A 15,020-nucleotide genomic window follows, 5' to 3' on the forward strand; every position below is an offset into this window, starting at 1 on the left:
TCCCCGTGAAGGACGGGGAGAAGGGACAAGCGGCAACGTTGCGGCCAACCTCCTTCTCCCCGTTCACGGGGAGAAGGTGCCCGAAGGGCGGATGAGGGGCGGCGCCGACGGTCAAGGCAAATGACCTGGCGGCTCAGCCGGCGATATCGGCCAGCAGCGCCGCCACGTCGCCGCGCCGGAAGCCGAAGCCGGTTGCCTGGCCGGCGGCGTCGACCATGGCGTCGATTTCCGAAGAAGTTTTTCGCGAGGCCTGGAAGACGGGTCCGCCGCGAAATTTCGAGAAACCGAAACCGTTGACCAGCACGAGGTCGATCTCGGCCGCCGAACGTGCGATGCCTTCGCCGAGCAAAAGGGCCGCCTCGTTGACGATTGCGCCGAGCACGCGGCCCTGCATCTCCGCCTTGGCGAAGATTTTTTGCGGCCGACCCTGTTTCCGGGCTTCGGCGCGGACGAGTTCGGTGACGATCGGGTCGACTGCGCCTCGGCCTGACCCGGCGGAATAATCGTACCAGCCGGCGCCGGTCTTGCGGCCGAGCCGACCCATCTCGCAGATCCGGTCGGCTATGCCGACATAGCGCTCGCGCGGGTCACGGCTGGCGGCTTTCCGTTTGCGCGTCGCCCAGGCGATGTCGAGGCCGGACAGGTCGGAGACCGCGAACGGTCCCATGGCGAAGCCGAAATCCTCCATGACCGCGTCGAGGTCCTGCGGCAGAGCGCCTTCCTCCAGCATGTATTCGCACTGCGCGCGGTATTTCGCGTAGATGCGATTGCCGATGAAACCCTCGCACACGCCGGCTACGACCGGCAGCTTGCCGATGGTTTTTGCCAATGAGACGCCGGTCGCCAGCGCCGCCGGATCGCTTTTTGCGCCGCGCACCACTTCGAGCAGGCGCATGCGGTGCACGGGCGCGAAGAAATGCAGGCCGATGACGTCGTGAGGCCGGCTCGTCGCTTCGGCCAGTTGGTCGAGGTCGAGATAGGAGGTGTTGGTGGCAATGACGGCGTCCGCGCGGACCGTCGCCGCAAGACGCTCCAGCACGTCGGTCTTGATCCGCAGATCCTCGAACACCGCCTCGATGACCAGATCGACGCCGGTAAGCGCGGCGATATCGCCGGCATAGGTGACATGCGCGGCAGCGTCTTCGGCCGATGGGACTTTCAGCTTTCCAACACGATGCAGGTCAGTCAGGGCCGTCGATACGCGCCCCTTGCCGGCTTCGAGCGCCGCCGCATTGGCGTCGACCAGGATGACGTCGAGGCCGGCCGCGGCGCAGACGGCGGCAATGCCCGCGCCCATCGTGCCGGCGCCGACGATGCCTACGGTTTTGACCGGCAGGGGTTTTGCATTGCCGTCGAGTTTTCCCGCCTGCCGCTCGGCGAAGAAATTGTAGCGGAGTGCTGCCGCTTCCTCGCTGTCGCGCAGCTGCTGGAAGGCCGCGCGTTCCTGCGCCAGCGCCTCGCGTACCGGCAGCGTCGCTGCGCTCTTCACGGCCTTGACCGCCTCGCTGACCGCCTCGCGTCCGCGTCCCGATTTCAGCGCGCTCTGCTCGGCCTGCGCTATGGCCTCATCGGTCTCCGGCGGAACGACGAGGTCTGCCACGATCCGCTTGCCGGGGAGCGTGCGGACGAATTCCGCCGCGCCGTCGTGCAGGGATTTTCCATCGACCACATGGTCGATGATGCCGAGTTTTGCCGCTTCGCGGGCGCCGATGCGGCGGCCGGAGGTGACGAGGTCCAACGCCGTGGCGATGCCGGTCAGGCGGGGCAGCCTTTGCGTGCCGCCGGCGCCGGGGATGATGCCGAGCGTCACTTCGGGCAGGCCGACGATGGTGTCGGCAAGCGCGATGCGGGCATCGCAGGCGAGCGCGAGTTCCAGGCCGCCGCCAAGGGCCGCTCCGTGAATGGCCGCGGCAACCGACTTGGGGCAGGCTTCGATGGCGGCGAGAACCGTGGGCAGTTCCGGCGGCGCAGGCGGCCGGCCGAACTCCTTGATGTCGGCGCCGGCAACAAAGGTGCTTCCCGCCCCGATGATGATGCCCGCCTTGATGCCAGGGGCGGCCGATACATGCTGGATCGCTTCCAGCAGGCCGGACCGGACAGCGACGGAACTCGCATTGACCGGCGGGTTGTCGATGACGATGAAGGCGAGATCGCCGTCGATTTCGAGGCGGACCACGGACGATTTAGCGGTCGGATCCTGATGCTGGGAAGGGTTTTTGTCGATCATGGTCACGCTTGCGGTCGGGTTGATGGGGGAGAACCACGGCCGGACGGTCCGCAGTCCTGTCGGTCCCGGTGTAGTCGACCTTGCGCATCCCGACAAATGCCGGCTGCATTTTTCCCGGCTACGCCGGCCTTCGGCTTTGACCGCACCTTCAACCTGCCTGGAGGACACGCTCCCTACGTGGCGGTCCTCATTCGCAGGCGCTGGGCGCGGGCTTGCAGCCAGGCGTTGAATGCCAGCAGGATCGCCGAAAAGGCGATCAGCAGCACGGCGACCGCTGCGATGGCCGGGCTGATCGATTCGCGCACGCCGGAAAAAATCATGCGCGGCAGCGTGCGTTCGCTGCCGGTCGACAGGAAACTCGCCACCACCACCTCGTCGAAGGAGATGATGAAGGCGATGATCGCGCCGGTGACGACGCCGGGCGCCACCAGCGGCAGGATCACCTTGAAGAAGGTGCGCAGCGTGCCGGCGCCCAGCGACTGGGCGGCGTGCACCAGCGTGCGGTCGAATGTCGAAAGACTGGCGGTCACCGTCGTCAGCATGACCGGCACCGCCATGGCGGTATGGGTGAGCACGATGGGCAGTTTGCCGCCCACCAGGCCGAGCGCCGCGAAGAAGGAAAAGGCGGCGACGCCGACGATGACCACCGGCACCACCAGCGGCGCGGCGATGATGGCGTAGATCAGCCTCCTGCCCGGAAAATTGCCCCAGGCGAGGCCGATCGCCGCCGGGATGCCAAGCAGGCAGGAGAGCAGCGTCGTCGACAGGCCGATGACCAGCGAATTCCACAGCGCGTTCGGCCAACGCCGGTCCGTCCACAGTTCCTCGTACCAGCGCAGCGAATAGCCGGGCGTCGGAAAGGCCAGCGCGTTTGAACTGGTCAACGACATCGGTATGACGATCAGCAGCGGCAGGATGATGAAGGCCAGCAGCAGCGCCGCGTAGCCGTACATCAGCCACTTTCGGGCAGCGTCGGCGCTCATGCCGTTGCCTTCCGGCGCATCAGGGCGCGCGCCGTCCAGTAGAGGAAAGCGAACAGCGCCAGGATCAGCAGCAGTTGCAGCGACAGTGCCGCGCCGAGGCCCCAGTTCAGCGTGTTGTTGGTGTAGAAGGCGATGTAGCTCGACACCATCTGGTCGGTCGGGCCGCCGATCAGCGTCGGCGTGATGTAATAGCCGAGCGAAAAGACGAAGACGATTGCCGCGCCCGAAGCGATGCCCGGCAGGATCAGCGGCAGTTGCACGCGCCGCCAGGCGGTGAACCAGGGCGCGCCCAGCGAAAGGGCGGCCCGCATATATGTTGCCGGCACGCGGCGCATGATGGAAACGATCGACAGCACCATCATCGGCAGCAGCACCTGCACCATGGCGACATAGAGCGAGAAACGCGTGTAGACTAGGTTGAGCGGTTCGCCGATGAGGCCGAGGCCGAGCAGGGCGGAATTCACCGGGCCGTTCTTCTGCAGCACGATGATCCAGATGACGGTGCGCACCAGAAGCGACGTCCACAGCGGGAACAGGATCAGCGCGAACATCAGCCGTGACCAGGCCAGCGGGGCGCTGACGATCGCCTGCGCCAGCGGCAAAGCGAGCAGCGCGCAGATCAAGGTGACCACGGCGGAGATCCAGATGGTACGCAGCAGCACATCGAGGAAGACAGCGCGTTCCGCCGGAACGCGAACGATGCCGCCGTCGGCGCCGCGCATCAGGTCGACGCTGTTCAGCAGGTAATAGTCGGTGAAGGCGCTCTTCTGGCGCGAAATCTCCCGCCACAGCGCTGGACTGTCCCAGGCAGGGTATTTTTGCAGCAGGCTCTCGCGCACCGGGCGCATGTCAAGCTTGCCTTCGGCCGCGTCTTTGGCCGTCTTGATCACCAGGAAACGAGTGCCGACGATGCGCTGATTGACGAGTTGCGCGAGCACGCCATCCCGCCCGGCCCGCTTCGCCTCGGCCAGGTCATCCACCAGTGCGGCGAATACTGGCTCGTCCGGCAATCCGCTTTCCGCCGTCCGGCCGGACAGCGCGGCAATGGTGCGCGGCAGGTTGCGGGAGATGTCCGAGTTATCGACCGACAGGGCAAGGAAACGCGCGGCCGGCCAGAGGAATACGACGACCACGAAAATAACGAGCGGCAGCACCAGCAGCGCGAGGAGCCCGCTCTGCCGATGCTGCCGCCCGGTGGGTCCGGCCGTTGCCGCCATCCGCCTGTTTCGCCAGCCGGCTATTTCGCCTGCCAGGCCTTGAAGCGCTCCTCCAGCGCCTCCTTGTTCTCCGTCCAGAAGTCGTTGTCATAGGCCGCGCCGAACTGGATGTGCTCGGGCGAGGTCGGCAGGTTCTTCTGCCATTCGGCAGGGATCAGGTCCGCCGCTTCCTTGCGGCCGGTGCCATAGGCGTAGAGTTTCGAGAAACCGGCCTGGTTTTCGGGGATGGAAAACCACTTCAGCAGGTCGAGCGCTTCCTTCTCATGCGGCGCGCCCTTGACCACCGCCCAATAGTCGGTGCCGTAGAAGAAGCCCGCATCCCAGACGATGGCGTAGGGTTTCTTCTCTTTCACCACCTCGTTGGTGATGCGGGCGTTGAACTGGTCGCTGATCACCACTTCGCCGCTGTCGAGGTTCTGAATGCCTTGCGTGGTCGTCGACCACCAGACGGCATGCGGCTTGATCTTGTCGAGCATGGCGAAAGCCCGGTCGACGCCCTCCGGCGTGCGCAGCACCTTGTACATGTCCTCGCGCTTCACCCCGTCAGCCATCAGCGCGTTTTCCAACGTGAACTGCGCCTGTGCATAGACGCCGCGCTTGCCCGGGAATTTTTCGACGTTCCAGAAGTCGGCCCAGCTTTTCGGGCCGCTGTCGCCTTTGAATACGTCGGTGTTGTAGGTCAGGATCGTCGCCCAGGTGTCGGAGGCGACGCCGCATTCGTGCAGCGTGCCCGGCAGATAATTGGCCGGATCGCCGGTGATCTCGGGTGTCAGCGGCACGAACAGCCCCTCCGCACAGCCGATTTCCATGCCCGGCGCCTCGGTGGAGACGACGTCGTAGGTGATGTTGCCGGCCTGCACCTGCGCGCGCACCTTGGCGACCTCGCCCGCCCATTCCTCCTGGACGATCGGCGTGCCGGTCTGTTCGGTGTATTTGTCCCAGACGCCGTCCTTGTAGGCCTTGTCCCACGTTCCGCCCCATCCAACGACTGTGATCGGGTCGGCGGCCGATGCGGTGAGCGTCGTCGCTGCCAGGCACAGCGCGACGGCGGAAACAGTTCGCAGATATGTCATCATAGCAGTTCCCCTTGTTTTTTTGGCACGACAGATTTGATCAAATTTTTTGCGCGAAACGGATTGATATGCAAGACTTATTTGAGATAGCCTGAAAAAAAGTGGCCAAGCCGTGGAGATTTGATCGAATGCTGCCAGGCAGTGCGGAAGTGCGCCGGAACGTCAGCCTGGACTCCGTCCTGGCCGAAGCGCGGCAGCGGTTTACCGACGAAAATCCCCTGAGCCTGGAGCGCCACAGGCAAGCCTCGGCCTCGCTGCCGGGCGGCAACACCCGTGCCGTGCTCTGGTACCGGCCGTTTCCGGTCTCCTTCGTTTCCGGCGACGGTTGCCGCGTCACCGATCTCGACGGCCACACCTATGTCGACCTGGTTTCGGAATATTCAGCCGGCTTCTACGGTCATTCCGACAAGACCATCGCGGCCGCGCTCGTGGAAGTTATCCAGGGCGGCATCATGCTCGGCGCGCCGAACCGTTACGAGGCGCGGCTGGCCGAAGCGGTCGTCGACCGTTTCCCGGCCATCGAGCGCGTGCGCTTCTGCAATTCCGGCACCGAGGCCAACATCATGGCGATCTCGGCGGCCCGCGCCATCACCGGGCGCTCCAAGGTGCTGGCCTTTCGCGAGGGTTATCATGGCGGGGTGTTGACCTTTGCGCATGGCGGTTCGCCGCTCAACCTTCCGTTTCCGTTCGTATTCGGCGATTACAACGACATCGACGGCACGGTAGCGCTGATCCGCGAGCATGCCGGCGATCTGGCGGCCGTCATCATCGAGCCGATGATGGGCGGCGGCGGCTGCATCCCGGCCGGCCGCGATTTCCTGCAGGCGCTGCGCGACGCCACGCGCGAGACCGGCGCGCTGCTGATTTTCGACGAGGTGATGACCTCGCGCCTCGATTATCGTGGACTGCACGGCGCGCACGGTATCCATCCGGACTTCGTGACGCTTGGCAAATATATCGGCGGCGGCGCGAGCTTTGGCGGCTTCGGCGGACGCGCCGACCTGATCGACCGTTTCGATCCGGCCTCGCCCAGCGCCTTTTCGCATGGAGGCACGTTCAACAACAACATCTTGAGCATGGCGGCGGGTTTTACCGGCCTGACCAAGGTGCTGACGGAGGAGGCGAGCCGCGCCGTCAACCAGCGCGGCGACAGGCTGCGCGAACAAATGAATGCGGCGCTTGAAAGGCACGGCGTCGAAGGCATTGTGCTCGGCCGCGGTTCGCTGATGAACCTGCATTTCGTCAAGGGGCCGGTCGACACGCCGGCGCCGCTCGATGCCGCCGATCCGTCGCTGATCGCGCTCTGGCATGTCGAGATGATGCTGCGCGGCTACTATGTGACGCCGCGCGGCATGCTGGCGCTGTCGCTGCCTTTCGGCGACGCGGAGCTTGCCGGTTTCGTCGAAGCCTTCGACGATTTCCTGGCGAGCAACCGGCAGGTGCTGCCGTCGCGGGCCGCTTGATGCTGGATCGCAGGGAAGGGCCGGCCGGCGGAGGCTCGCAGGAGACCGCGCATGCGCGGGTCCATGCGGGGCTGAAAGAAGCGCTGATGAATGGCGATTTCGTGCCGGGCCAGCGGCTGGTCGTGCGGCAGATCGCCGAACAGTTCCGCACCAGCGCCATGCCGGTGCGCGAGGCGTTCCGGCAACTCGTCAGCGACGAGGCGCTGTTCGACCATCCCAATCGCGGCGTCATCGTCCCCGAGGCCACGGTGGCGCGGATTTCCGAACTGGTGCGCGTGCGCTGCAGCGTCGAGGGCACGGCGGCCGAATGGGCCACGTCGACCATCTCGCCGGAGGAGATCGACGAACTGGCCGATATCAACGAACGCCTGCATCGATGCGTCAACGGCCATGCCCTTGCCGACTACCTCACGCTCAACCGGCGTTTCCATTTCATGCTGTACGGCGCGGCGCGCTCGCCCATGCTCCAGCAGATCATCGAAAAGCTGTGGCTGCGTGCCGGCCCCTTGCTGAACATCGTGCGCACCGACGCGGCCTATGTGTTTGGCCTGATCCATCATGACGAAATGATCGACGGCCTTCGCCGCGGCGACAGCCAGGCAGTGCGCCGCGCGCTGGTCGCCGACCTGAGCGAAGCGGCCGACATCATCCTGCGTGCCGCCGCAGCCCCGGTTGCGCCGCGTCCGGTTTCGCCGCGCCGCCGCGCGCCGCGAGGGACGGGGAGATGAGCGCTCCGCCGGCAACCGCCCATGTGGAGTTTCGGGGCGTCAGCAAGTCCTATGGCGAGACGGTGCAGGCGGTCCGCGAGCTCGATCTGGAAATCCGCCGGGGCGAGTTCCTGACGCTGCTCGGGCCCTCCGGTTCCGGCAAGACCACGGCGCTGATGATGCTTGCCGGCTTCGAGGCGCCGAGCGCCGGCGAGATATTCATCGATAGTCGCCGTATCGACCGTGTGCCGGCTAATAAACGCGGGATCGGCATGGTTTTCCAGAACTATGCGCTGTTTCCGCATATGACCGTGGCCGAGAACCTGGCCTTCCCGCTGGAGGTGCGCGGGCTCGCAAAGGCCGAGATCGAGCGGCGCGTGAAAAGCGTGCTCGACATGGTGCAACTGCCCGGCCTCGGCAGCCGCCGCCCCGACCAGCTTTCCGGCGGCCAGCAGCAGCGCATCGCCGTGGCGCGGGCCCTGATCTTCGAGCCGAAGCTGGTGCTGATGGATGAGCCGCTGGGCGCGCTCGACAAGCAGTTGCGCGAGCAGATGCAGTTCGAGATCAAGGACATACACGCAAGGCTCGGCGTCACCTTCGTCTATGTCACGCATGACCAGACGGAAGCGCTGACCATGTCGGATCGCATCGCCGTCTTCAATGCCGGCCGTGTCCAGCAGCTTTCGACGCCGAACGAATTGTACGAGCGGCCACGGACGAGTTTCGTCGCGAGTTTCATCGGCGAGAACAACCGAATGCCGGGCTTGGTGGAGGCTGTGGCATCGAATGGCGAACTTTCCGTGGCACTCGCGGAGGGTGGCGGCACGCTTCGCGCCGTCGCGCCGGAGGGCCGGTTCGCGCCCGGTGCGTCTGTGATGCTGTCGGTCCGTCCGGAGCGCATCGTGCTGGTCACGGATGGCGTAGTTGCGCCGGCTAACGAAATGCCGGCGACGATTGTCCAGTCCGTTTATGTGGGTGATCACATCAGGCTCGTCGCCCGCGCGGCCGGCGGCCGTTCGTTCATCGTCAAGCTCGCCAACACGCCGTCGCTGCCCGCGCTGCCGCCGGGGGCAGCGATCCGGCTCGGCTGGCGAAGCCAGGATTGCCTCGCGCTCGATCCCTGAAGCGCGAAACGTGGCCAATGGGAGGAAGCATGGAAGCGTCTCGGAAAGTCATCATCACATGCGCCGTCACGGGCTCGGTGCACACGCCGACCATGAGCCCCTATCTGCCGATCACCCCAACCGAGATCGTCGATGGAGCTGTCGGCGCAGCGGAGGCAGGCGCTTCGGTCATCCATCTTCATGCGCGCGATCCCGACACCGGAAAACCGTCGCCCGATCCGAGGCTGTTCATGGACTTCCTGCCGCGCATCAAGCAGCAGACCGACGCGGTGATGAACATAACCACCGGCGGCGGCCTGGGCATGACGCTGGAGGAACGGCTGGCAGCCGCCCATGTGGCGAAACCCGAACTTTGCTCGCTCAACATGGGATCGATGAATTTCGTGCTCTCCCAGGCTGCGTCAAAATTCTCGACCTGGAAATACGACTGGGAAAAGCCGTATCTGGAGAACACGACCAAGAGCATCGTGTCGAACACCTTCGAGCAGATCGAGCGCATCATCGTCGAGGTCGGCCAAGCCTACGGCACCAAGTTCGAATTCGAGTGCTACGACGTCAGCCATCTCTATGCGCTGGCGCATTTCCTCGACCGCAAACTGTTGACCCCGCCGCTGTTCGTGCAGACAATCTTCGGAATTCTCGGCGGCATCGGACCCGATCCGGAGGACATGATGCATATGCGGCGGACCGCCGACCGGCTGTTCGGCAAGGATTATCTCTGGTCGATATTGGCCGCCGGCAGGCACCAGATGGGTCTTTGCACTATGGGCGCGATCATGGGCGGCAATGTGCGCGTCGGGCTGGAGGACAGCCTTTATGCCGGCAAGGGCGCGCTGGCGAAGAGCAACGCCGAGCAGGTGGCGAAGATCAGGCGCATCCTGGCCGAACTCTCGCTCGACGTCGCGACGCCCGCGGAAGCGCGTGATCTCTTGAAACTGAAGGGCGGCAACGAGGTCGGGTTTTGAGCGAACAGGGCGTTGTCACCTATGCCGGCGTCGTGCACCCCTGGATGTGCGATGCGATGGGCCATCTCAACGTCCGCCACTATGTGGCGATGTTCGACGACGCCAGTTTTCAACTGCTCGGCCGCGTCACCGGCAAGGAGGACCCGGAGGCCGGCCTCGGATGGGCCGATGTTCGGATGGAGATCGACTACAAGCATGAGACCCCCGTCGGGACTCTGGTCACCATCCGCAGCCGCGTGGAGAAGGTCGGCGCCTCGTCGCTGACCTACGCGCATGAAATGTCCGGCACGCTCGACGGCGCGGTGCATGCGCTGATGCGCACGGTCACGGTGCGCTTCGACCTGCGCCTGCGCGGCAAGGTGGAACTCGATGCGGCGACCCGGGAAAGGGCATTGGCACTCGCCGTTTGAGCCCGCTGTTCGCTGCGGGTTGCTCTCTGGCGAGTGCCATCCCTATGATGCCGGTCCGCGTCCGGGGCACCCATGACCGACTATTCCAAGATCATCGACGCCGAGACATGGGCGTTCATCGAGCGCACGAATTCCTTCTATCCGCCGGACACGATCGACTTCACGATCGAGCAGCAGCGCGCGATCTACGACCGCATGTGCCGCGAATTCTTCGCCGGCTATCCCGAAGGTGTCGGCGCCGAAACAACGACGATCAGCCTGCTGGATCGCCCCATCCCGATCCGCATCTACCGCCCGGCCGCGCCCGAGGCTGCGGCAGTCGTGATCTATTTGCACGGCGGCGGCTTCGTCGTCGGCGGTCTGGACAGTCACGACGATGTCTGTGCCGAACTCTGCGCCCGTACCGGCTTTGAGGTCGTCTCGGTGGATTATCGGCTGGCGCCCGAGCATCGTCACCCGGCTGCCTTCGACGATGCGCTGGCCGCGTTCGAATTGGCGACGAAGACTTATGTCAGGCCGATCGTGCTTTGCGGCGATTCGGCGGGCGGCAACCTGGCCGCCGCTGTCAGCCACGCCACGCGCGGTCATCGGCGGGCGCCGGTCGGGCAGGTGCTGATCTATCCGGGCCTCGACGGCGAGGGCAGGGGCCGTTCTCATACGGAACATGCCGATGCGCCGATGCTGACGGCGCGCGACCTCGCATTCTATCGCGATGTCCGGACCGGAGGGGTGATACCGGCCGACATCGTCACGCTCCACCCCCTCGCCGACAATGATTTTTCCGGCCTGCCGCCGACAGCAATCATTACCGCGCAATGCGATCCGCTCTCGTCGGATGGGGAGCTCTACAGCCGGAGGATCGCCGAGGCTGGTGGAAAAGCCTGGTGGTATGAGGAGTCCGGCCTCGTTCATGGCTATCTTCGCGCCAGGCACACGGTTGGCCGCGCCCGCGACAGTTTTGGCCGTATCGTCGATGCCGTCTCCTCGCTCGGCAAAGGCGAATGGCCGTATTGAGCATGTCGCTTTCCGGCTGGCGTGGCGTGCATTCGGGTCTTTCGCAATGGGCCACAATGATTAGGCTGCGGCGATCACGCATACCGGAGCCTCGCCCATGAAGACTGTCACCCAGTTTCCGCGCAAGATCGTCGAGAACCCGGATGTCGGCATCGAGATGCCGGACGGCTGCGTGCTTTCGGCCCGCATCTGGCTGCCGGCGGATGCGGAAGCCACTCCGGTGCCGGCGATCCTCGAACACCTGCCCTATCGTAAGCGCGACGGCACGACGGCGCGCGATTCGCTCACCCATCCCTATTTCGCTGGTCACGGCTACGCCTCGATCCGTGTCGACATGCGCGGCAACGGCGATTCCGAAGGGCTTATGGAGGACGAATACACCGAGCAGGAACTGGAGGATGCGGTGGCCGTCATCGAATGGGCCGCAAAACAGCCCTGGTGCAACGGCAAGGTCGGCATGATGGGCATCTCCTGGGGCGGGTTCAATTCGCTGCAGGTCGCGGCCAAGCAGCCGGAGGCGCTGAAGGCGATCATTACGCTGTGCTCGACCGATGACCGCTATGCCGACGACATCCATTACAAGGGCGGGCTGCTGCTCAACGAGAATCTCGGCTGGGGCTCGACCATGCTCTCCTATTCGTCGCGCTCGCCCGATCCGGCGATCGTCGGCGATAGCTGGAAGGAGATGTGGCTGGAGCGGCTGGAAAACGAGCCGTTTCTTCCCGCCGTCTGGCTGCGTCACCAGCGGCGCGACGACTACTGGAAGCGCGGTTCGGTCTGCGAGGATTTTTCAAAAATCAGGGCGGCGACTCTGGCCGTCGGCGGCTGGGGCGACGGCTACAAGAACGCGGTGGCGCGCCTCGTCGCGGGCATAGGAGGGCCTACCAAAGGCATTATCGGCCCATGGATTCACAAATATCCGCATTTCGCCGTGCCGAAGCCGGCGATCGGCTTTCTGCAAGAGGCGCTGCGCTGGTGGGATTTCTGGCTGAAGGGGAAAGAAACCGGCGTCGAGAACGATCCGGTGATGCGCCTCTATTTGATGGATTCTGTGCCGCCGCGCGACTGGTACGAGGAGCGGCCGGGCCGCTGGATCGCCGAGCACCAATGGCCGTCGCCCGGCATCGCAACCCGGAGCTTCAGCCTGGCCGCCGGCGGAAAGCTTTCGGAGGGGCCGGCGAAGGTCGTCAACGCGAAAATCAAGTCGCCGCAGGATTGCGGCATGGACGGCGGCGAATATTGCGCGATCTGGCTCGGGCCGGAAATGCCTGGTGACCAGCGCGCCGACGACGCCAAGTCGGCCTGTTTCGACGTGGGGCTGACCTCGTCCATCGACATCGTCGGCGCCCCGGTGGTGCGGTTGACGCTGTTTGCGGACCGACCGGTCGCGATGGTAGCGGTGCGCCTGTGCGACGTTCATCCCGACGGGTCGTCGACCAGGATCACCTACGGGGTTTTCAATCTCTGTCATCGCGACGGACACGAGACGCCGAAGGCCATCAAGCCCACTTTGCCGATGACCGTCGCCTTCAAGCTCGACGACATCGCCTACCAGGTTCCGGCCGGGCACATTTTGCGGGTCGCGGTCTCGTCCGCCTACTGGCCGCTGGTTTGGCCTTCGCCGGAGCCGGTGACGCTGAACATTCTCACCGGCAGCATCGACCTGCCCGAGCGCGCCGCGGGGCAGGGGGACGAGGTGTCGTTCGAGGACCCCGAAGCGGCGCGGCCATGGAACACGCAGACCATCCGGCCGGCGAGCAACAGCCGCAAGGTCGAGCGCGACGAGAAGACGGGCGCCGTGACGCTCGCCATCGTCGACGATTTCGGCGAGACCCGCGACGCCAACCACGGCCTGATCAATGGCGGCATCGCGCGCGAGCGCTGGACCATCCATCCAAACGATCCGCTGTCGGCGCGCGGGGTGACGCACTGGACGGCGATCCACAAGCGCGACGGCTGGTCGCTGCGCACCGAAACCTTCTCTGCCATGCGCTCCGACGCCACAGCCTTCCACCTGACCGGCCGCATCGAAGCGTATGAGGACGATGTGCTGGTGTATGAAAAGGATTTCCGCGAGGAGGTGCCGCGCGATCACATCTGAACCGATTTGCGCGTTGGGCCAGCGGCGTGTTGCAATTTACGCCACGTCATGTCGCAAATCGCCTTGTCCCTTTCCCTCGCATGCGGTCATATCCTGACAACGAAAAATATAAAAACCACGGTCGAACCAACCGAGTGAGGAACACGAGAATGTCGAACGAACTGGACTTTCTGAGCCGCTCAGTCATTGGCGGAAAACTTAGCCGGCGCGATTTCCTGGGCCGCGCCGCGGCGCTCGGCGTCACCACCACCTTCGCCAACTCGCTGCTGTCGTCGGCCGCCAAGGCGCAGGCGCCGGTCAAGGGCGGCGTGCTCAAGGCCGGCATGCAGGGGGGCGCGGCCACCGACAGCCTCGATCCCGCGACCTGGTCGAGCCAGGTGCCGTATTTCTTCGGCCGCCAGTGGGGCGAGCAGCTCGTGCAGATCGACGCGACGGGCGTGCTGCAGCCGGCTCTGGCCACCGAATGGGGCGCTTCCGACGACGCGAAAGTGTGGACCTTCAAGATCCGCAAGGGCGTGCAGTTCCACAACGGCAAGGAAATGACGCCGGCCGACGTGGTGGCCACGATGGAGCGGCATTCGGATGCCAACTCCAAGTCCGGCGCGCTGGGCATCATGGGCGGCATCGAAAGCGTCAAGGCCGACGGCGACACGGTGGTGTTCACGCTGAAGGAAGCGAATGCCGACTTGCCGTTCCTGATGGACGACTACCACCTGATGGTCCAGCCCAACGGCGGCAAGGACAACCCGGCCGAAGGCATCGGCACCGGCCCCTACAAGGTGGCGACCAACGAGCCCGGCGTGCGTCTCGGCGGCGAGAAATTCGCCGGATATTGGCGCGACGACCGCGGCTTCGCCGACCAGATCGAGATCATCGTCATCAACGATCCGACGGCCCGCACCGCCGCCCTGCAGGGTGGGCAGGTCAACATGATCAACCGCGTCGAGCCGAAGATCGTCGAGCTGATCAAGCGCGTGCCAGGCGTCACCATCCAGAACGTCGCCGGCAAGGGCCACTACGTGTTCATCGCCCACTGCAACACCGCGCCGTTCGACAACAACGACCTCAGGCTGGCGCTGAAATACGCGCTCGACCGCGAGGAGCTGGTGCAGAAAATCCTGTTCGGCTACGGCTCGGTCGGCAACGATACGCCGATCAACAAGGCCTATCCGCTGTATACCGAGATGGAGCAGCGCAAGTTCGATCCGGAAAAGGCGGCGGAGCACTACAAGAAGTCCGGCCACAGCGGCTCGGTGCTGCTGCGCACCTCGGACGTGGCCTTCCCCGGCGCGGTCGACGCAGCGCAGCTCTACCAGCAGAGCGCCGCAAAGTGCGGCATCACGCTGGAGATCAAGCGCGAGCCGGGCGACGGCTACTGGTCGGAAGTCTGGAACAAGCAGCCCTTCTCGGCGTCCTACTGGGGCGGCAGGCCGACGCAGGACCAGATGTATTCCACCGCCTATTATTCGAAGGCCGACTGGAACGACACGCGGTTCATGCGCGAGGATTTCGACAAGATGCTCTTCGCAGCTCGGGCCGAATTGGACACCGAGAAGCGCAAGAAGATCTATGCCGACATGGGCACGATGGTGAACATGGAAGGCGGCGTGATCACGCCGATGTTCAACGACTTCATCGACGCCACCGGTCCGAATGTCGGCGGCTGGATGCCCGATGGAAACCAGGAGATGATGGGCGGCTATGCGCTGTCCAAGTGCTGGCTGAACGCTTGAGTC

General features: G+C 64.8%; 12 protein-coding genes. 8 read left to right on the plus strand and 4 right to left on the minus strand.

The features are described from left to right. Window positions 1-133 precede the first annotated feature (133 nt). The 4 genes from ACH196_RS32765 to ACH196_RS32780 form a co-directional block, all read right to left on the minus strand. A complete protein-coding gene (locus ACH196_RS32765; protein WP_396651038.1) occupies window positions 134-2,227 on the minus strand; it encodes a 3-hydroxyacyl-CoA dehydrogenase NAD-binding domain-containing protein in 2,094 nt (697 codons plus the stop codon). A 173-nt stretch (window positions 2,228-2,400) separates the two neighbouring features. Then, on the minus strand, window positions 2,401-3,210 hold the full coding sequence (locus tag ACH196_RS32770; protein ID WP_396651039.1) for an ABC transporter permease: 810 nt from the start codon (window positions 3,208-3,210) through the stop codon (window positions 2,401-2,403). Continuing rightward, a complete protein-coding gene (locus ACH196_RS32775) occupies window positions 3,207-4,427 on the minus strand; it encodes an ABC transporter permease (RefSeq protein WP_396651040.1) in 1,221 nt (406 codons plus the stop codon). The genes ACH196_RS32770 and ACH196_RS32775 overlap by 4 nt, the downstream gene beginning before the upstream one ends. Window positions 4,428-4,447: 20 nt before the next feature. Beyond that, a complete protein-coding gene (locus ACH196_RS32780) occupies window positions 4,448-5,500 on the minus strand; it encodes an ABC transporter substrate-binding protein (RefSeq protein WP_396651041.1) in 1,053 nt (350 codons plus the stop codon). Window positions 5,501-5,628: 128 nt separating this feature from the next. Here ACH196_RS32780 and ACH196_RS32785 point away from each other — a divergent pair, with 128 nt between their 5' ends. From ACH196_RS32785 to ACH196_RS32820, 8 genes are all read left to right on the plus strand, one after another. Next, complete coding sequence (locus ACH196_RS32785) at window positions 5,629-6,963, plus strand: aspartate aminotransferase family protein (protein ID WP_396651042.1); 1,335 nt, start codon at window positions 5,629-5,631, stop codon at window positions 6,961-6,963. Next, a complete protein-coding gene (locus ACH196_RS32790; RefSeq protein WP_396651043.1) occupies window positions 6,963-7,691 on the plus strand; it encodes a GntR family transcriptional regulator in 729 nt (242 codons plus the stop codon). Before ACH196_RS32785 ends, ACH196_RS32790 begins: the two co-directional genes overlap by 1 nt. Continuing rightward, complete coding sequence (locus tag ACH196_RS32795) at window positions 7,688-8,794, plus strand: ABC transporter ATP-binding protein (RefSeq protein WP_396651044.1); 1,107 nt, start codon at window positions 7,688-7,690, stop codon at window positions 8,792-8,794. The genes ACH196_RS32790 and ACH196_RS32795 overlap by 4 nt, the downstream gene beginning before the upstream one ends. A gap of 29 nt (window positions 8,795-8,823) precedes the next feature. Next, window positions 8,824-9,759: a 3-keto-5-aminohexanoate cleavage protein gene (locus ACH196_RS32800; RefSeq protein WP_396651045.1), complete on the plus strand. Its 936-nt coding sequence runs from the start codon at window positions 8,824-8,826 to the stop codon at window positions 9,757-9,759. After that, window positions 9,756-10,169, plus strand: a complete 414-nt coding sequence (locus ACH196_RS32805; RefSeq protein WP_396651046.1) for an acyl-CoA thioesterase — start codon at window positions 9,756-9,758, stop codon at window positions 10,167-10,169. The genes ACH196_RS32800 and ACH196_RS32805 overlap by 4 nt, the downstream gene beginning before the upstream one ends. A gap of 72 nt (window positions 10,170-10,241) precedes the next feature. Next, entirely contained in the window at window positions 10,242-11,183 is a 942-nt protein-coding gene (locus tag ACH196_RS32810; protein WP_396651047.1) for an alpha/beta hydrolase, read from the plus strand. Between the two features lie 97 nt (window positions 11,184-11,280). Next, window positions 11,281-13,284 (plus strand): CocE/NonD family hydrolase, encoded by a 2,004-nt coding sequence (locus tag ACH196_RS32815; RefSeq protein WP_396651048.1) that lies wholly within the window; start codon window positions 11,281-11,283, stop codon window positions 13,282-13,284. A 149-nt stretch (window positions 13,285-13,433) separates the two neighbouring features. Then, window positions 13,434-15,017 (plus strand): ABC transporter substrate-binding protein, encoded by a 1,584-nt coding sequence (locus tag ACH196_RS32820; protein ID WP_396651049.1) that lies wholly within the window; start codon window positions 13,434-13,436, stop codon window positions 15,015-15,017. The last annotated feature ends 3 nt before the right edge of the window (window positions 15,018-15,020 follow it).

The organism is Mesorhizobium sp. IMUNJ 23232, from assembly GCF_044326205.1.
Classification (GTDB): Bacteria; Pseudomonadota; Alphaproteobacteria; order Rhizobiales; family Rhizobiaceae; genus Kumtagia.

Excerpts from the sequence above, each read along its gene's own strand:
- ACH196_RS32815 (WP_396651048.1), top strand. The coding sequence starts at position 11,281 with ATGAAGACTGTCACCCAGTTTCCGCGCAAGATCGTCGAGAACCCGGAT.
- ACH196_RS32765 (WP_396651038.1), bottom strand. The coding sequence starts at position 2,227 with ATGATCGACAAAAACCCTTCCCAGCATCAGGATCCGACCGCTAAATCG.
- ACH196_RS32820 (WP_396651049.1), top strand. The coding sequence starts at position 13,434 with ATGTCGAACGAACTGGACTTTCTGAGCCGCTCAGTCATTGGCGGAAAA.
- ACH196_RS32785 (WP_396651042.1), top strand. The coding sequence starts at position 5,629 with ATGCTGCCAGGCAGTGCGGAAGTGCGCCGGAACGTCAGCCTGGACTCC.
- ACH196_RS32795 (WP_396651044.1), top strand. The coding sequence starts at position 7,688 with ATGAGCGCTCCGCCGGCAACCGCCCATGTGGAGTTTCGGGGCGTCAGC.
- ACH196_RS32790 (WP_396651043.1), top strand. The coding sequence starts at position 6,963 with ATGCTGGATCGCAGGGAAGGGCCGGCCGGCGGAGGCTCGCAGGAGACC.
- ACH196_RS32775 (WP_396651040.1), bottom strand. The coding sequence starts at position 4,427 with ATGGCGGCAACGGCCGGACCCACCGGGCGGCAGCATCGGCAGAGCGGG.
- ACH196_RS32810 (WP_396651047.1), top strand. The coding sequence starts at position 10,242 with ATGACCGACTATTCCAAGATCATCGACGCCGAGACATGGGCGTTCATC.
- ACH196_RS32800 (WP_396651045.1), top strand. The coding sequence starts at position 8,824 with ATGGAAGCGTCTCGGAAAGTCATCATCACATGCGCCGTCACGGGCTCG.
- ACH196_RS32770 (WP_396651039.1), bottom strand. The coding sequence starts at position 3,210 with ATGAGCGCCGACGCTGCCCGAAAGTGGCTGATGTACGGCTACGCGGCG.
- ACH196_RS32780 (WP_396651041.1), bottom strand. The coding sequence starts at position 5,500 with ATGACATATCTGCGAACTGTTTCCGCCGTCGCGCTGTGCCTGGCAGCG.